Consider the following 16,471-nt stretch of genomic DNA (forward strand, 5'->3'; position numbering starts at 1 on the left):
TATCAACCGGCTCGAGCCGTCTCCGAGCCGAACCAGGCGTCCGTTCCGAACCGTGAGAGTCAAATCGTGGCACTGAGTCCATCTACCCGAATGGCCGACCGCGGGTTTGACCTCGAGGGGCGACTCGATGCCCTCGAGGAACACGATCTGAAGCGCGCCCTCTCGCCCGTCGACCGGGTCGCCGAGCGCGGCTACTTCGCCGAGCCCTCGGGCGGCGACCTCCCGGTCCTCGACAGTGCGGAGGCGCTGGTCTTCGCCTCGAACAACTACCTGGGCCTGACCGACGACCAGCGGGTTCAGGACGCGGCCCGGCAGGCGGCCGCGACCGTCGGCACCGGTGCCGGTGCGAGCCGGCTCGTTACCGGCGACACGCTGGTTCACCGGGACCTGGAACGCCAGCTCGCAGAGACCAAAGGGACCGAGCGCGCGCTGGCCTTTTCCTCGGGGTATGCCGCCAACGTCGGCACGATCGCCGCCCTCGAGCCGGACGTCGTCTTCTCCGACGAGCTGAACCACGCTAGTATCATCGACGGCTGCCGGCTCGCCGACACCGAGACGGTCGTCTACGACCACTGCGACGCCGCGGACCTGCGAGCGAGACTCGAGGAACGAGTCGAGCGTGCGGCTCGCGAGGGCCGGGAGCCGGCCGACGAGTCGTGGCTGATCGTCACCGATTCGGTGTTCAGCATGGACGGCACCGTCGCGCCGCTCGAGGCGATCTGTGACGCCGCCGAGGAGTACGGCGCATGGGTGATGGTCGACGAGGCCCACGCGACCGGCCTCTACGCCGACGGCGGCGGCGTCGTCCAGGCCGAAGGGCTCGAGGACCGCGTCCAGATCCAACTGGGGACGCTCTCGAAGGCGCTGGCGAGCCAGGGCGGCTACGTCGCCGGCAGCTCGGACCTGATCGAGTGTCTGTGCAACGACGCGCGGTCGTTCGTCTTCTCGACCGGCCTCGCGCCGCCGGCTGCCGCGGCGGCCAGTGAGGCGTTACACGTCGCCCGTCACGGCGACGCGCGCGAGCGCCTCTGGGAGAACGTCGCCCACCTCCGGGACGGCCTCGAGTCGATGGGGTTCGAGGTCTGGGGCGACTCCCAGATCCTCCCCGTCGTCGTCGGCGACCGGCGGGACGCGATCGCCCTCGCCGACGGGGTCCGTGAACGCGACGTCGTCGCACCGGCGATCCGACCGCCGACGGTCCCTGAGGGAACGAGCCGGATCCGCGTCGTTCCGATGGCTACACACGATCGAGACGACATCATCGCCTGCCTCGAGGCCTTTCAGGCCGCGGGCGAAGAGGTGGGGCTGCTATGACCCGGCCACTCGCCGTCGTCGGCACCGGCACCGGCGTCGGAAAGACGGTCGTCACGGCCGGCCTCACCCGGCTGCTCCGGGAGGACGGACACGAGGCGAGGGCGATCAAGCCCGCCCAGACTGGCCACCCGCCCGACGACGACGCCGGGTTCGTCGCCGCGGCCTGTGACGACCCCGACGCCGCCACCTGTCCGCGCTTTCTCGAGCCGGCGCTGGCCCCGCGAGTCGCGGCCGAAGTCGCCGACGAGGACCTCGCATACGAGCCGATCCGCGAGGCCTGCGAGCGCGAGATCGACGTGACGCCGGTCCCGATCGTCGAGGGGATCGGCGGGCTCCGGGTGCCGCTGGCCGGCGACACGGAAGTGATCGACCTCGTCGACGACCTCGACGCGGCGGCGATCGTCGTCACGCGCTCGGGACTGGGCACGCTCAACCACACCGCGCTCTCGATCGACGCCCTCGAGGACCGCGGGATCGACGTCCGCGGCGTCGTCGTCAACGAGTACGCGGGCGAGACGCTCGCCGAGCGGACGAACCCCGACGAATTAGAGCGGATGACGGGCCACGCGGTCGAGACGGTGCCGCCGCTCGAGGACGAAACCGCGACCCCGCAGGAACTCGCAGCCGGCGTCTGCGATGCGCTGTCACCGGCGTTTCGCGACCGGCTCCCCGTCGACGACTGATCGGGACGACGGTCTCAGGCCGTCGGCGCCGGCGGTTCGTCGTCGGCCGCACTCGGTTTCTCGTCGGAAGAACCGTCGGCTACTGCAGCGTCGAGACCGACGAGGTAGCTGACGACCTCGGATTTCCGGTGTTCCACCTCGAGGTGGACCCGGAGCCCGTTGCGGTCGTCGTAGGATTCGGCACAGAGCGGGCAGCTGTTGGGGTCTGTCATTCGACCGATCACCAAGAGAGGGTCTCACCGTTTATCGACCTAATAGTATCGATCAGTCGGCGGATTGAGGTGTCGGGGCGAATACGGCTCGTCGTCGGTATCCGCAGCCGGCCGCGAGCGGTCACATGAAGTCGCTCAGTCCCGACTGATCGTCGTCGGGTTCGTCGACCGTCGCCGTGTCGTCGCCGCCCTCGGAGCCGGCCTGCTCGCTCCCGTCCTCGGCGTCCGACGCCGCGAGGGTCCGCTGGTTCTCGCCGTCGTCGGCGTCGGCGTCGGCCTCCGCCGTCGCGTCCCCGCTCGAGCGCTCGGCCTCGAAGAAGGCGTCGCCGGAGTGTTCGACGGCCAGTTCGGCCCTGCGTTCCTCTGCGTCCTCGACGATCGACTGGACCTTGTTGGTGTCTTTCCCGCTGCCGGTGATAAAGGAGACCTCCGACTCCTCGAGGTCGTAGGCAGCGGCCATCCGGACGGTCAGGTCGCGGTTCTTGCAGTGGTGGGTCATCGCCGAGAGGAACGGGAGGATCTCCCGACGGACGGTGGCGACGCTTGCTCCCTCCCGCTCGGCGATGCGCTCGGCGATCGAATCGCGGGTGTTCCGGGTCCCCTTCGTCCGGCCGAGCTTCGACCAGTAGCTGGGCGGCCCGTAGCGGGTCCAGCCACCCTTTTCGCCTCGGCGGGAGGCGGCGACGCCGGCGGTCATGTTGTCCGTCGCGTAGCGCCAGTAGGAGTAGTCCTGGGTCGCGCGTACCCGTCCGAGCCAGCGGTCGGCGTTCGAGAGGAACTCGTAGGCGTCGGCCAGTTCCGCGCCTGCGTAGTCCTTCGGGACGTTGTCCTCGATCCAGTTAAGCAGGTCGTCTGGCGTCTCGTCGACGTCGTAAGAGGCTCGCAGCGCGCCCTCGGCGTCTTTCTCCTTGATGAGTTCGTCGAGGAAGTCGAAGATCCCCTCGGTCGTGTCGCGTTCGCTGGTCACCACGTCGTCGACGGTCAGGCGCTCTGCCTCCTCGGCGACCGCCTGGAGGTCGTTGACCGCCGAGCGCAGGTCACCGCTGGTCGACTCCGCGATCTTCTCCAAGGCCTCCTCCTCGAACTCGATGCCCTCCCGCCGGCAGACGTCCCGCAGGACGGGGACGATCGACCGTTTCGAGACGTCGCGGAACTCGATGGTCTCGCAGGCGTTGCGAAGCGACTGGCTCATCTCGTAGAACTCGTTGGCCACGAGGACGATCGGCTGATTGGCGTCCTTGACGACGCGGGTGACCTCCCGCGAGCCGCCGTAGTCGGCGTTGCCGTGGAAGTTGTCCGCCTCGTCTAAGATGACCAGCCGTCGTCCCGACTCGCCGGCAGTGAGGGTGCCGCTCTTGGACGCCTCGCCCGCGATCTTCTCGATGACGTCGGCCCCCCGGCTGTCGCTGGCGTTGAGTTCCATCACCGGCCACCCCATGTCGTTGGCCAGCGCGTGGGCGGCGGAGGTCTTCCCCACGCCGGGACTGCCGTGGACGATCACCGACTCGCGGTGGTCGTCCCACGTCTCGGCCCACTCCTCTAACTGGTCGCGGGCCTTGTTGTTGCCGCGTACCTCCGACAGCGTCGTCGGGCGGTACTTCTCCGTCCAGTCGGTCATTGCCCCGTGGTTGGGGTGAGTCGCGTTTAGTGGTTGCGGAGCGGTGTTCGTCACCGATCGGTTTCCGGGATCGGGCCGCACTCGTCTACTCGGGCCCGATGGCCTCGAGGCACTCGCTTGCCCGGGGATGCTCGTGAGTCGGCGCGCCCATCCGGTAATCCTCCCGCTGGGTCGTCAGCGACGTGATGGCGGTCCCGTCGCTCCCGTAGTCCGGGACCCCGACGACGACGCGGTCCGATTCGACGCTCACGCCCGATCTTTCGCCGATCCCGAAGACGATCGTCCCGGAAAACGGCGTGTCGACGTCGTCGCCGACGGCGACGCCGTCCTCGAGGATCGTGTCGCCGAACAGGCCGTCGTCGTAGAAGCCGGTGTTCGCGTAGGCGATATCGCCGTCCTCGAAGTCGCCGGTCACCGTCGCTCGAGAACAGGAGTGAAACGTAATCGTTCGGTCGGCCCGTTCGATCGTCGTTGGTTCGTCGTCGTTGTCCCGCCCGTCGACCGTCGGTGATCGGGTTTCGGGGCTCGAGTCGTCGACGGAGTCGGGTCCGTCGTTCGTCTCGTGGCTCATCGCGGGACACCTCGACTGACGACGGCGCGCGTCGGGTAGCTCATACGGAGGCCACCACGTCGGAAGCAAAAGGAGTGGCGTCGGTCGGATTCGGTGACGGTCCCCGGATCGGACGGATCGAATCGGCCGGCGGCCGATCAGCCCGCCGACTCTTCGGCCGGTGCGGTCGCCTCGACGATCACCCGCGAGATCCGCGTCCCCTCGGTTTCCTCGACGGTCACCTCGTAGCCGTCGACTGCGATCGAATCGCCAACCTCGGGCGCGCGGCCGAGGCGGCTCAGGACCAGGCCGCCGACGGTGTCGAACGCCTCGCCCTCGAGGTCGGTCCCCAGCGTTTCGTTGGCCGTCTCGAGCGTGACGCCGCCATCGACGGCATAACGGCCGTCGGGGAGTTCGTCGATCGACGCTTCCGCGTCGGGGGCGTCGAACTCGTCGCGGATATCGCCGACGACCTCCTCGATTACGTCCTCGACCGTCAGGATCCCCTCGAAGGCACCCCACTCGTCGATGACGACGGCCAACTGGGCGTCCTGCCGGCGAAACTCCGCGAGGATCCCGTCGATCCGGCGCGTTTCGGGGACGATGAGGGCGTCCCGCACGAGGTCGCGCGCGGTCGGTTCGTCCGCCGTCGCGTCCTCCTCGTCGACGGATTCGATGGCCTGGAGGATGTCTTTGGCGTGGACGAATCCGACGACCGGGTCGTCGGCGTCCTCGTCGACGACTGGGTAGCGAGTGTAGTTCCCGCCGGCGGCGACCCCGCGGAGTTCCGAGAGGGGCATGTCGGCGCGGACGGTGACGACGTCCGGTCGGGGAATCATCACCTCGCGGGCGACGGTGTCGCCGAGGTCGAACACCGATTCGATCATCTCGACCTCGTCCGTGTCGACGACGCCCTGCTCGCCGGACTTGGCGACGATCTGTAGGATCTCCTCCTCGCTGTGGCTTTCCTCGCGCTCCGAGGCCGGCGGAACGCCGAGCAGGCGCGTGAAGAAGTTCGCCGTCCCGTTGAACACGATGATTCCCGGGATGAAGATGTAGTAAAAGACCTTCATCGGCGCGGCGACCAGCAAGGCGATGCGTTCTGCGTCGGCGATGGCCAGCGTCTTCGGCGCGAGTTCCCCGAAGACGACGTGCAGGAAGGTAATGACGCTGAAGCCGATCGCGATCGAGACGAGATGCAACGTTCCGGCCGGCAGGACCGGCCCCAGCACGGGCTCGAGCAGCGAGGCGATCGCAGGTTCGCCGACCCACCCGAGCCCCAGCGAGGCGATCGTGATGCCAAGCTGGGTCGTCGCGAGGTAGTCGTCGAGGTTCTCCTCGGCCTCCTGCAGGAGTTTCGCCGACCGGCGTCCCTCATCGACGAGGGCGTCGATCTGGGTCGGGCGAATCCGGACGTAGGCGAACTCGGCCGCGACGAAAAAGCCGTTCAGAAAGACCAGAAAGAACGCAAAGAGGAGCCGTCCGACCGAGAAGACGAGGTCTACCATCGGTCCCACCCGGGCGATCCCGAGCGACACAGTGCCGTCGGCGTCCGACCGCAGCTACATACGATCATACGGACAGTTGGGACAGGGCTGACAAAACCGTGGCGCTGCAGGAGCGGCGACTCCGCCGCTCGAGGGCGCTCGATTATGATAGCCGGATCGACCGGCGGTCACATCCCGGAGCGGCTAACTGTACGGGGTCCCAACGCCGCCCATGAACGTCGCGATCGTTACCGTCGGCGACGAGATCCTCGCGGGGTCGACGACCAACACCAACGCGTCGTGGCTGGCAGCGCGGATCACCGAACGGGGCAGCAGCGTCGAGCGGGTCCTGACGATCCCCGACGACCGCGACCTGATCGCAGACACCGTCGCCCGCTGGAGCGACGCGTTCGACGCCGTGATCGTCACCGGCGGTATCGGCGGCACGCCCGACGACGTGACCGTCGAAGCCGTCGCCGACGGCCTGGAGCGGGAGTTCGTCGTCCACGGCGAGATCCGCGAGCGGCTGGTCGAGAAAGCCGCCGCGTTCCGCGACGAGAACCCCGACCTGGTCGAGGAGTACGACCTGCAACTCGATATCGACGCGGCGGCCTCGATCCCCGAGGGCGCGACGCCGATCGTCATCGACGAGGGATGGGCCCCCGGCTGTATCGTCGAGAACGTCTACGTCTTCGCGGGCATCCCCGACGAGATGCAGGCCATGTTCGAGGCCGTCGCCGACGAGTTTCAGGGCGACGCCGTCGCCCGGACGATCTACACGCCGGCCCCCGAGGGCTCGCTCCACGAGGCCCTCGAGGGCGTGACCGAGCGGTTCGACGTGGCGGTCGGCAGCTACCCGCGCAGCGATCATCGACCGGGACGGATCCGCGTCTCGAGTACCGATTCCGAGACGGTCGACGCGGCCATCGAGTGGCTGTGCGAGCGCGTCGAGACGACGGAGCCGCCGTCCGAACACGAGTGACTGGCGACATCGCATCGAGCCCTCGGCGGCGTCGGGTCCCGTCGGGCCGCCGCCCGGTCAGTCCGCCCGCTGGTCCTCGAGGATCCGCACGCCCACCGCGGTGAGCCCCGCGACGGTGAGGACGAACCGTTCGCTCGTCGCCGCGAGGGGGAAGATCCGCTCGACCCCCGTCGCGGGCTCGTCCCGGGTTGGGTCGACGCCAGTCCGGTAGTGGGTGTTCTCGGTCGTGCCCCGCGCCGTCTCCTCGGCGACGCCGCTGCCCTCGAGTTCGACGAACGTCTGGACGAGGCCGCGTTGATCCGTGACGAGCAGTTCGCCCGAGAGATCGTAGAACCGGTTGTGGACCGGCCAGAAGAGGTTGACGCCGTTGAAGAAGGCGTCCAGCAGGACGTGTGCGAACAGCAACGCGGCGAGAGTCGCCCACGCGAGGCGGTGGCCGTACGCGCCCCACCGATTCCGGACGATCGACTTCCCACGACGGCCGTCCCATAGCAGGGCAGCGGCGGGGAGAAGGACGATCCAGAGGTTGTGCAACGCCGCGCGGTGAGTCCCCGGGACGACGATGCCGATCAGCGTATCGAGGTCGAGCAGGGCCGTCGCACCCATTACGAGCAGGATCGCCCGCGTGTCGAACTCGTCGCCAATCAGGGCGATCCCGATCAGTCCCGCGAACGCGACGTGGACGACCGTCGATGGCACATCTCGGCGACTCGAACCGCGGGGGCTTGATTGTTTGGTCGGCGTCGCGGACTCGCCCCGCCACGGCGAACGCGTCCCCTACCCCGTTCGGCGGTGGCGAACGTACTGCCGGAGAAAGACGAGCGCGAGAACGGCGCTTCCGACCTCGAGCGGCTCCGGATGGAACGTCAAGACGGCGCTCGCGAGCAACAGGGACCCGGCGATGACGGCGTACCCGACGGCCGGATCACCGCCGTCGCTGGGCTCGACCGGCTCGGTCTTGACGACCAGTTCGCCGCGCTCGAGTTGGCCGAAGACGGCATCGAACCGCGCCGGGGCCCGCGTCAGGACGGGGGCCGACTCGCGGAGGTCGGTCCGGACGTCCGCAAGCAGCGCGTCGACCTCGCTCTCGATGAACCCGTGGTCGACGAGGAACGAGCGCGTGGCCGCGATGAAGTCGAACTCCGGATCGAGGCTCCGGCAGACGCCCTCGCCGACCGTGCCGACCCGGACGAGCAACATGACGTTCGGCGGGATCCGGAACGGGAACTCCTGAAGCGTCGAGAACAGTTCGGTAATGATCTGCCGCCAGGTTATCTCCGACCGGCCCTCGAGGTTCTCGATCACCAGTTCGAGGACCTGCCTGACCGCGGCCCGGTCGACCGACTGATCTAACACCTCGAGTGCGATCAGTGTGTTCAGCAGGCCGTCGATGTCGCGGCGGACCAGGTGCCGGTAGAGGCTCGTGATGTCTTCCTGTTCGGCCTCGGTGAGTCGCCGACTCATGCCATAATCGTAGATGACGAGCCGGCCGTCCGCCGTCACCGCGAGGTTGCCGGGATGTGGATCGGCGTGGAACACGCCGTCGATCAGCCCCATCTTCAGATACGTGCGGGCCAGCAGCGTGGCCATCTCGGTCCGGTCGCGTCCGGCTTCCGCGAGCGCGTCCTCGTCGGTGATCTTCGTCCCCTCGATGTACTCCATCGCGACGATCCGGTCCGAGCAGAGGGCGTCGTAGGTCGCCGGAATGCGGACCCGGTCGTCGTCGGCGAAATTGTCCGCGATCGTCCGCATGATCTCGGCCTCGCGTTCGAAATCCAGTTCCTCGAGGACGATCGCCTCGAAGTCGTCGGCGACGTTCTCGATCGAGTAGCGCTGGTCCTCGTCGGCGACGGCCCGAAGCAGCGGGACGAGCCCCCTAACGACGCGCAGGTCCCGCTCGATCATCGGCTCGAGGCCGGGCCGGCGGACCTTCAGCGCGATCCGGTCGCCATCGTAGTCGACGGTGTAGACGAACGCCAGCGACCCTCCGGCGACCGGCTCGAGCGTCTCGAGATCGAGGTCGTCGCCGAGTTCCGATTCGACGACGGTCAGCGGATCGCCGCCGGCGTCTTCGGGGATCTCGTCTTGCAGCGACGCGAACTCCTCGACATAGATCGGCGGCACGAGATCGGGACGGGTCGACAGCACCTGGCCGATCTTGATAAACGCCGGTCCGAGATCGACCATCGTCTCGGTCAACTGCCGGGCACGCTCCCGGTGGGTGGCCTCGGCGACCCGTCTGGGCGGTCCGAACACGAGGAACCGCCGGCGGTCCCGGAGAAAGGCGACCGCGATCGGGAGGAACCGAACGAGGACCTGCAGGTATCGGAGATAGTACCCCTTCATTCGCTCGTCGGCGGGGCGTCGATCGGTCGACAGCTCATACCCCGTCTTCGAACACCGGCCACAAATACGTCCGTGGTCGCTCTCGGTATCGCGTAGTCGGCCGATCGACTCCGGTTCGAGGGAACGAGCGGCCGGCCCGCGGTCGTCTCCGGTAGCTACTTGGACCGACCGGGCGACCGTCGGGTATGAGCGGACGCGGACCCAAACGGGAACTCGCGGAGAAGATCGCCGGCGAGATCACGCTGAGCGACGACCCCGGCGCGACCCTGCGCAAGTGGCGCACCGATTTCGACGTCTCCCAGACCGATCTGGCGACCGAACTCGAGGTCTCCTCCTCGGTCATCTCCGACTACGAGAGCGGCCGCCGGGAGAGCCCCGGCATCGGCGTCGTCGGCCGACTCGTCGAGGGACTGCTCGCGATCGACGAGCGCCGCGGCGGCGAGCGTATCCGACAGTACGGTCGAGTCCTCTCGGCAGGATTCGAGAGCGACGTCGTCTACGATCTCCGGGAGTACGCCACCTCGATCCCCCTCGAGCGGCTGCACGACGACCTCGAGGCGACGGAGGTCGCCTCGAGCGGCACCGACCGGGTCAGCGGCCACACCGTCATCGACAGCATCGAGGCGATCACCCGGCTCTCGAGCGAGGAGTTCTTTCGGCTCTACGGCCAGAGTACGAACCGCGTTCTCGTCTTTACGAACGTCACGCAGGGCGAGGGCGTCGGGATCGCCCTGCGAGTGGTCAACCCGACGCCGAACGCCGTCATCCTCCATGGCCTCGAGGAGGACGATCTCTGGGATCACGCGAAGGAACTCGCCCGCATCGACGGCTACTCGCTGGCCGTGACGAACGCGGAACTGGACGGCGTCCTCGACAGTCTGGTTTCGATCGAATAGCGGCGTTCGGTCCGTCTCGTGGCGTTCGACGGCCACTGGTTCCCTCGAGTGCCCCGCGGCCCCATCCCAGATCTCCGCAGATTTGTTTCGTTTTGGCGAAGGTTTTCGTACGATCAGTACATTCGTACCGATGTAGGCGGGAACACGTCCCACATACGTTCGCCTTCCGTGACGTTTATACTGTCTCCGGCCCACGTCTCTCATAAGCGGGTATCCGGTTTCTGGATACCCTCTACGCGTCTCTCGGTACCGTTGCCCGGACGAGTGTCCTGAAACGATGGAGACGGACTCACCGTCGGACCGGTTCGAGAGACCGAACGGACTCGTCGCCGCTACCCCACTATCCAATGACGAAAGACCTCGAGCGAGACCTCGGACTGGCCTCGGTAATGGCCATCAGTATCGGAGCGATGATCGGCAGCGGCATCTTCATCCTGCCCGCGTTAGCGATCAAAATCGCCGGACCCGGCGTCGTGATCGCGTACCTGCTCGCTGGGCTGTTGGTCGTTCCCGCTGCCCTGAGCAAGTCCGAGATGGCGACGGCGATGCCCGAGGCCGGCGGCACCTACATCTACATCGAACGGGGGATGGGACCGCTTCTCGGGACCGTTGCCGGCGTCGGCACGTGGTTCTCGCTGGCGTTCAAGGGCGCGCTGGCGCTGGTCGGTGGCGTCCCCTATCTCGTCTTACTCCTCGATTTGCCGGTCAAACCCGTCGCGTTGACGCTGGCGGTCGTTCTCATCGCGGTCAACGTCTTCGGGGCGAAACAGACCGGACAACTGCAGGTCGTGATCGTCGTCGTCATGCTCGCCGCCCTGGCCTGGTTCGTCGGCGGGGGCGTGACGACGGTCGATCCCGGCCAGTTCGACGACTCGCTCAGCGATGGCATCAGCGGTCTACTGGCCGCGACCGGCCTGGTCTTCGTCTCCTACGCCGGCGTCACCAAGGTCGCGAGCGTCGCCGAGGAGATCGAGGATCCCGGACGGAACATCCCGCTGGGCATCCTCGGCTCCCTGACGTTCACGACGGTCCTCTACGTCCTCATCGTCGCGGTGATGGTCGGCGTCTCCCCGCTCGAGGACCTGGCGGACTCGGCGACCCCGATGGCGGTCGCCGCGGGAGAATCGCTCGCGGGTCCGGGCGTCGTCGCCGTCGTCCTCGCGGCGATCCTCGCGCTGATCAGCACCGCCAACGCCGGCATCCTCTCCTCGTCGCGGTACCCCTTCGCGATGAGTCGCGACGACCTCGCGCCGCCGCGATTCGCGACCGTCAGCGATCGGTTCGGGACACCGATCACCGCGATCACGCTGACCGGCGGCGTCATGCTCGCCCTGATCGCGTTCGTCCCCATCCTCGAGATCGCCAAGCTCGCGAGCGCGTTCCAGATCCTCGTGTTCGTCCTGATCAACGTCGCCGTGATCGCCTTCCGGTACGCCGATCCCGACGAGTACGAGCCGACGTTCGAGTCGCCGCTGTATCCGACCATCCAGCTGTTCGGGGTCGTAAGCGGCCTCGTCTTGCTGACGCAGATGGGAACCGTCGCCCTCGTGGGCGCGGCCGTCATCACCGCCGGCAGCGTCGGCTGGTACTGGTTCTATGCCCGCCCACGGATCGATCGGTCCGGCATCGCCGTCGATACCGTCCGACAGAGTACTGGCCGCTCGGCCGTCGACCGGACCGAGGACGTCCTCGAGTCGGGGTCGGACGATGTCCTCGTGGCGCTCACCGAGGGGACTGGGCAGGACCGCGAACGACAGCTGATCCGCATCGCCGCCGACGTCGCTCGCGAGCGGGGCGGCGGCGTCACGGTCGTGCAGTTCGACGAGGTACCCGACCAGATCTCGCTGGGCTATGCCTCGGCGACGCAGTCGCCGGCCGACCTGCAGTTCGAGGAACAGACGGACCAGCTCTCGGCGGAGTTCGACGTGCCGATCACCTGTGGCGAGATCGTCAGCCACGACACGAAACACGCGATCGTTAATTTCGCGGCCCACGAGGAGGCCGACGTCCTCCTCATGGAGCGCCAGCCCGGCGGGCTCCGGCACCAACTGCTCGGGAGCCCGGTCGAGTGGATCCTCGAACACGCGCCGTGTGACGTCGTCCTCGTCGAGGACCGGGATTTCGACGCCGTCTCCGAGGTAACGGTCCTGACCGACCGGAGCCCGTTCGACGCCTCGAAGGTCAGGATCGCCGACGCGCTCGCAGGTGAGTTCGACGCGACGGTACGGCTCGTCTACGCGGTCGAGTCGTCGGCCTCGTCGGATCTCAAGCGGACCGTCGAGGAGTATCAGACCGAACTGAGCGATCTGTGTTCCGCACCGGTGGCGACCGAACTCGTCGAGACCGACGGCTCCGTCTCGGAACTGATCGACGTCGCGCGCGGCGCCGAGTTCCTCGTCGTCGGCCGGTCGAGCGGCCGACTACGGCCGATCGTCGGGAACGACCTCGCGGATCGGCTCATCGATGCGACCGACTCGCCCGCCCTCGGCGTCCACGCACACGAGTCCCGCCGGCCCGGATTGGTCGGCCGGATCGTCGAGCGGTTCGTCTTCTAAGACGTACCGTTTTCCGCGGCGTTGGCCGGCTCAGGCGATCTGTTCTTCGTACTCGTCGGCGGTCAGCAGCGCCTCGAGGTCGTCGGGATCGTCGGGTTCGATCTCGAGCATCCAGCCCTCGCCGAACGGGTCCTCGTTGACGAGTTCGGGGGCGTCGAAGAGGTCGTCGTTGATCGCGACGACCTCGCCGCCGACCGGCGCGTAGAGATCGGAGACGGCCTTGATCGATTCGACGACGCCGAACTCCGCCTTCTGGTCGAGGTCGTCGCCCTCGTCGGGGAGTTCGACGAAGACCACGTCGCCGAGTTCGTCCTGTGCGAAGTCCGAGATGCCCACGCGGACGACGCCGTCGGTCTCGAGCGCCCACTCGTGTGATTCCAGATACCGTCTGTCGTCGGGAACGTCGAAGCTCATACTGTATCGATGAAGGGTGTGGTTTCAACTCTTGCTTTTTTCGACTGGCCACGGACGACCACCTGTAGCGTCGTCCCCGGCTCGGCGTACTCGACCGGGACGTACCCCAGTCCGATCGGCTGCTCCACCGTTGGGCTCATCGTGCCGCTGGTGACGGTGCCGATGACCCGCCCCTCGGAGTTCGTGATGTCGTAGCCGTGCCGGGGGACGCCGCGATCGATCAACTGGAAGCCGACCAGTCGCTCTTCGACGCCCCGCTCGTGGATCTCAGCTAAGGCGTCCCGACCGACGAACTCGGTCTCGAGCGCGACGGTGAAGCCGATGCCGGCCTCGTAGGGGGTCCGGGGGTCGTCGTCGTGATGGAAGTCCTGTCCGGCCAACAGCAGACCAGCCTCGATGCGGAGCGTGTCGCGAGCGCCCAGTCCGCAGGGCTGGCAGTCGAAGGCGGTCCAGATCTCCTCGGCGGCCGCCCAGGGGACGATCAGTTCGACGCCGTCCTCGCCGGTGTAGCCCGTCCGGGCCGTCCAGCAGTCGACGCCCTCGATCGTCGCGTATCGGGCCTCGAAGCGCGCGAGATCGGCGACCGACTCCTCGGTCACGCCGTCGACTAACTCGACAGCCTCGGGTCCCTGAACCGCGAACATCGCGTACTCGTCGGTCCGGTTGTCGACGGTCGCCTCGAGGTCCCACTCGTTACGGTAGTCGATCCAGCGCTGGTGGGTGGCCTCGTCGGTACCGGCGTTGGGGACGAACAGATAGGTCGGCTCCTCGGCTTCGTCCGGTAGCCGGTAGACGACGGTGTCGTCGATGATGATCCCGTCCTCGTCGGTGATCGTCGCGTACTGGGAGTCGCCGACCGCGAGCCGCGAGACGTCGTTCGACGTCAGCCGTTGCATCAGCTCGGTCGCGTCCGGGCCGGTGACGTGCAGTTGGCCCATGTGTGAGACGTCGAAGATCCCGACGCCCTCCCGGACGGCCGCGTGTTCGGTCCGGATCGACTCGAACTCGACCGGCATGTCCCAGCCGCCAAACTCCGTGAACTTCGCCCCGTACTCGTCGTGTAACCCACGTAACGGCGGCGTCTGAAGCGGCATATTCACACCGTCATCCGCGGAGTAGTAATGTCTTTTCGTCGACCGAACACGGGGGCGATCGCCCGCGGCGCGAGGAGACGCATGACGCCGGCCCGGCGTCGAAACCGACCCCGGTCCGGACGGGTAACCGATTCAGGTTACAACGATACGAGCTACTGTCTCCGGTTGCCGAAAACATATGTTCGGAAATAACGTATCCGAGGTACAGTATGAGTGCGCCGACACTCGAGCCGCAGGCCGATTGGAACCAGCTGTATATCGACGGCGAGTGGCGCGACGCCACCGGCGGCGAGACGATCCCCGTGGAGAACCCGGCGAAACAGGAAGTGTTTACGGAGGTACCGGCGGGGACCGAAGCGGACGTCGACGCCGCCTACGAGGCGGCCGAGGCGGCCCAGTCCGACTGGGCGGCGACCCCTCGAGCGGAGCGCAACGAGATCGTCCAGAACCTGCTGGACGAACTCAACGCGCGCTTCGAGGAGGTCGCTGGCCTGCTCGCGACCGAAGCCGGCACCCCGGGCTATCGCGCTATGGGCGAGTTCGCCACTGCGACCGGCGACGTCGAGATGGCCCTGGAGTTAGAGCCGCCGGAGGAGGAGGTCCGCCCCTCCCCGTCGGTCGACGACAAGGACAACCACATCGTCTACGAGCCGGTCGGCGTCGTCGGCGTCATCTCGCCGTGGAACTTCCCGCTGCATCTCTCCCTGCGGGCTGTTGCGCCCGCGATCGCGCTGGGCAACACCGTCGTCCTGAAGCCGGCAACGGACACGCCGATCACCGGCGGGCTGCTCATCGCGAAACTCTGCGAGGCCGCGGGCGTCCCCGACGGCGTCGTCAACGTCGTCACCGGCCGCGGCTCGGAGATCGGCGACCGAATCGCCAACCACCCGACGCCGCGAGTCGTCTCCTTTACCGGCTCGACGTCCGTCGGTAAGGGCGTCGCCGAGCAGGCCGGCAAGAACCTCGCGCTGCCGGCGCTCGAACTCGGCGGGAACGCCCCCTTCATCGTCACCGACGACGTCGACCTCGAGCGGGCCGCCCGCGCCGGTGCCTTCGGATCCTTCTTCCATCAGGGGCAGGTCTGTATCTCGATCAACCGCCATCTGGTCCACGAGTCGGTCTACGACGAGTACGTCGACCTGCTGGTCGACCACGCCGAGTCGCTCGTCATCGGCGACCCTTCCGAGAACGAGGACGTCACCTTCGGCCCGGTGCAAAACGAGACCCAGCGCGACGACTTAGTCGAGTTCATCGAGGGCTCGCTCGAGGATGGCGCGACCCTCGAGACCGGCGGCGAGGCAGACGGGCTGTTCGTCGAGCCGACGGTGCTGTCGGACTGCACCAACGACATGCCGACGGCCTGTAACGAACACTTCGGGCCGGTCGCGCCGGTCATCCCGTTCTCGGACGACGACGAGGCCATCGAACTGGCGAACGACACCGAGTACGGCCTCTCGGCGTCGGTCTTCTGCGAGGACGCCGAGCGGGCTCGCGACCTCGCCGACCGCGTCGAAGCGGGCATGGTCCACATCAACGACCAGCCGATCAACGAGGACCACAACGCGCCCTTCGGCGGCGTCAAGCAATCCGGCCTCGGGCGCTACCACGGCGAGTGGATCACGCAGGAACTCACCGAACCCAAGTGGATCTCGGTACAGGGCGAGGAGCGCGATTACTTCGTCTTCGAGTAGTTACTCGTCCGAGGTCGAGCCGCCTTTCGAATTGGCGACGATCTTTGCTGACACTCGTCCGTCGTCATTTTCCTCGACGCCGTCCGGTTTTTCCTCCCCAGAACGGTCCGAGTCGGAATCGCTCATGAATAGCTAGTCACGCTCGAGTACCAAGTAATGTTCGCCGTGGATATAGAACACGACGATGCCGACACACGCTGTGAAAACAATTCCGACTAAAAGTTCTATTGAACCCGGTAGTTGACCGAGAAAATAATACCCAGAGAGCGATAGATACCCGATTCCGAGAAAGAGACACTCGAGCGTGTATCGGAACCGTCTCGAGTTCGCTCGTATAACGTCTCGATTGTTCTCAACCATCGATGAATAAGCGTTGAGTGCGTATTCCTCGTAGTTTGGAGATTGGATCGTCCCGTCTGCTACATCGTATCCGAACTCCTTCGCAAGCCCATACTCGATTTCGCTTGAAAGGTACGTGATTATTCCCAAACAGATACAGAACAGTAGCGAAGTAACTCCGATTACGAAGGCAATTTCTGCGGACAATGGGACGTCGGTAAATGCTAATTCGTCCGAACGTGGAATCAACGAGACGGCGGTAAAAACGAGGCCGATGAGGACGGCGCTGT

General features: G+C 66.8%; 14 protein-coding genes. 6 read left to right on the forward strand and 8 right to left on the reverse strand.

Annotated elements, in window-relative coordinates:
• The first annotated feature begins 90 nt into the window (after positions 1 to 90).
• Both NATPE_RS07475 and bioD read left to right on the forward strand, forming a co-directional pair.
• Positions 91 to 1,314: an aminotransferase class I/II-fold pyridoxal phosphate-dependent enzyme gene (locus tag NATPE_RS07475; RefSeq protein WP_006179342.1), complete on the forward strand. Its 1,224-nt coding sequence runs from the start codon at positions 91 to 93 to the stop codon at positions 1,312 to 1,314.
• Positions 1,311 to 1,997, forward strand: a complete 687-nt coding sequence (gene bioD, locus NATPE_RS07480) for a dethiobiotin synthase (RefSeq protein WP_006179341.1) — start codon at positions 1,311 to 1,313, stop codon at positions 1,995 to 1,997. The genes NATPE_RS07475 and bioD overlap by 4 nt, the downstream gene beginning before the upstream one ends.
• 14 nt (positions 1,998 to 2,011) lie before the next feature.
• Here bioD and NATPE_RS07485 read toward each other — a convergent pair whose 3' ends face one another.
• The 4 genes from NATPE_RS07485 to NATPE_RS07500 form a co-directional block, all read right to left on the reverse strand.
• Positions 2,012 to 2,209, reverse strand: a complete 198-nt coding sequence (locus tag NATPE_RS07485) for a hypothetical protein (protein ID WP_006179340.1) — start codon at positions 2,207 to 2,209, stop codon at positions 2,012 to 2,014.
• Between the two features lie 121 nt (positions 2,210 to 2,330).
• A complete protein-coding gene (locus NATPE_RS07490; protein ID WP_006179339.1) occupies positions 2,331 to 3,827 on the reverse strand; it encodes a replication factor C large subunit in 1,497 nt (498 codons plus the stop codon).
• An 85-nt stretch (positions 3,828 to 3,912) separates the two neighbouring features.
• Positions 3,913 to 4,398: a hypothetical protein gene (locus NATPE_RS07495; protein ID WP_006179338.1), complete on the reverse strand. Its 486-nt coding sequence runs from the start codon at positions 4,396 to 4,398 to the stop codon at positions 3,913 to 3,915.
• A 137-nt stretch (positions 4,399 to 4,535) separates the two neighbouring features.
• Positions 4,536 to 5,885: a hemolysin family protein gene (locus tag NATPE_RS07500; RefSeq protein ID WP_006179337.1), complete on the reverse strand. Its 1,350-nt coding sequence runs from the start codon at positions 5,883 to 5,885 to the stop codon at positions 4,536 to 4,538.
• A 211-nt stretch (positions 5,886 to 6,096) separates the two neighbouring features.
• On the opposite strand from NATPE_RS07500, the gene NATPE_RS07505 reads away from it, so the two are divergent.
• Positions 6,097 to 6,846: a competence/damage-inducible protein A gene (locus tag NATPE_RS07505; RefSeq protein WP_006179336.1), complete on the forward strand. Its 750-nt coding sequence runs from the start codon at positions 6,097 to 6,099 to the stop codon at positions 6,844 to 6,846.
• A 57-nt stretch (positions 6,847 to 6,903) separates the two neighbouring features.
• On the opposite strand, the gene NATPE_RS07510 is transcribed toward NATPE_RS07505, so the two are convergent.
• Both NATPE_RS07510 and NATPE_RS07515 read right to left on the reverse strand, forming a co-directional pair.
• Positions 6,904 to 7,545 carry a metal-dependent hydrolase gene (locus NATPE_RS07510; RefSeq protein WP_006179335.1) on the reverse strand — a complete coding sequence of 214 codons (642 nt, stop codon included), beginning with the start codon at positions 7,543 to 7,545 and terminating at the stop codon, positions 6,904 to 6,906.
• A gap of 78 nt (positions 7,546 to 7,623) precedes the next feature.
• Positions 7,624 to 9,192 (reverse strand): ABC1 kinase family protein, encoded by a 1,569-nt coding sequence (locus NATPE_RS07515; RefSeq protein ID WP_006179334.1) that lies wholly within the window; start codon positions 9,190 to 9,192, stop codon positions 7,624 to 7,626.
• A gap of 185 nt (positions 9,193 to 9,377) precedes the next feature.
• Between NATPE_RS07515 and NATPE_RS07520 the strand changes: the two genes are divergently transcribed.
• Positions 9,378 to 10,088 (forward strand): helix-turn-helix domain-containing protein, encoded by a 711-nt coding sequence (locus NATPE_RS07520; protein ID WP_006179333.1) that lies wholly within the window; start codon positions 9,378 to 9,380, stop codon positions 10,086 to 10,088.
• A gap of 347 nt (positions 10,089 to 10,435) precedes the next feature.
• Entirely contained in the window at positions 10,436 to 12,643 is a 2,208-nt protein-coding gene (locus NATPE_RS07525; protein ID WP_006179332.1) for an amino acid permease, read from the forward strand.
• Positions 12,644 to 12,673: 30 nt separating this feature from the next.
• On the opposite strand, the gene gcvH is transcribed toward NATPE_RS07525, so the two are convergent.
• Positions 12,674 to 13,057 carry a glycine cleavage system protein GcvH gene (gcvH, locus tag NATPE_RS07530; RefSeq protein ID WP_006179331.1) on the reverse strand — a complete coding sequence of 128 codons (384 nt, stop codon included), beginning with the start codon at positions 13,055 to 13,057 and terminating at the stop codon, positions 12,674 to 12,676.
• Positions 13,054 to 14,151, reverse strand: a complete 1,098-nt coding sequence (gene gcvT, locus NATPE_RS07535; protein WP_006179330.1) for a glycine cleavage system aminomethyltransferase GcvT — start codon at positions 14,149 to 14,151, stop codon at positions 13,054 to 13,056. The genes gcvH and gcvT overlap by 4 nt, the downstream gene beginning before the upstream one ends.
• Positions 14,152 to 14,360: 209 nt before the next feature.
• Between gcvT and NATPE_RS07540 the strand changes: the two genes are divergently transcribed.
• On the forward strand, positions 14,361 to 15,842 hold the full coding sequence (locus NATPE_RS07540) for an aldehyde dehydrogenase family protein (RefSeq protein WP_006179329.1): 1,482 nt from the start codon (positions 14,361 to 14,363) through the stop codon (positions 15,840 to 15,842).
• Positions 15,843 to 16,471: the final 629 nt, after the last annotated feature.

It is taken from the genome of Natrinema pellirubrum DSM 15624, from assembly GCF_000230735.2.
GTDB classification, from domain to species: domain Archaea; phylum Halobacteriota; class Halobacteria; order Halobacteriales; family Natrialbaceae; genus Natrinema; species Natrinema pellirubrum.

What these genes read in the sequence shown, in the direction of transcription:
- gcvT (WP_006179330.1), bottom strand. Translation starts at nt 14,151, where the DNA reads ATGCCGCTTCAGACGCCGCCGTTACGTGGGTTACACGACGAGTACGGG.
- NATPE_RS07525 (WP_006179332.1), top strand. Translation starts at nt 10,436, where the DNA reads ATGACGAAAGACCTCGAGCGAGACCTCGGACTGGCCTCGGTAATGGCC.
- NATPE_RS07485 (WP_006179340.1), bottom strand. Translation starts at nt 2,209, where the DNA reads ATGACAGACCCCAACAGCTGCCCGCTCTGTGCCGAATCCTACGACGAC.
- NATPE_RS07540 (WP_006179329.1), top strand. Translation starts at nt 14,361, where the DNA reads ATGAGTGCGCCGACACTCGAGCCGCAGGCCGATTGGAACCAGCTGTAT.
- NATPE_RS07490 (WP_006179339.1), bottom strand. Translation starts at nt 3,827, where the DNA reads ATGACCGACTGGACGGAGAAGTACCGCCCGACGACGCTGTCGGAGGTA.
- bioD (WP_006179341.1), top strand. Translation starts at nt 1,311, where the DNA reads ATGACCCGGCCACTCGCCGTCGTCGGCACCGGCACCGGCGTCGGAAAG.
- NATPE_RS07515 (WP_006179334.1), bottom strand. Translation starts at nt 9,192, where the DNA reads ATGAAGGGGTACTATCTCCGATACCTGCAGGTCCTCGTTCGGTTCCTC.
- NATPE_RS07505 (WP_006179336.1), top strand. Translation starts at nt 6,097, where the DNA reads ATGAACGTCGCGATCGTTACCGTCGGCGACGAGATCCTCGCGGGGTCG.
- NATPE_RS07520 (WP_006179333.1), top strand. Translation starts at nt 9,378, where the DNA reads ATGAGCGGACGCGGACCCAAACGGGAACTCGCGGAGAAGATCGCCGGC.
- NATPE_RS07500 (WP_006179337.1), bottom strand. Translation starts at nt 5,885, where the DNA reads ATGGTAGACCTCGTCTTCTCGGTCGGACGGCTCCTCTTTGCGTTCTTT.
- NATPE_RS07495 (WP_006179338.1), bottom strand. Translation starts at nt 4,398, where the DNA reads ATGAGCCACGAGACGAACGACGGACCCGACTCCGTCGACGACTCGAGC.
- gcvH (WP_006179331.1), bottom strand. Translation starts at nt 13,057, where the DNA reads ATGAGCTTCGACGTTCCCGACGACAGACGGTATCTGGAATCACACGAG.
- NATPE_RS07475 (WP_006179342.1), top strand. Translation starts at nt 91, where the DNA reads ATGGCCGACCGCGGGTTTGACCTCGAGGGGCGACTCGATGCCCTCGAG.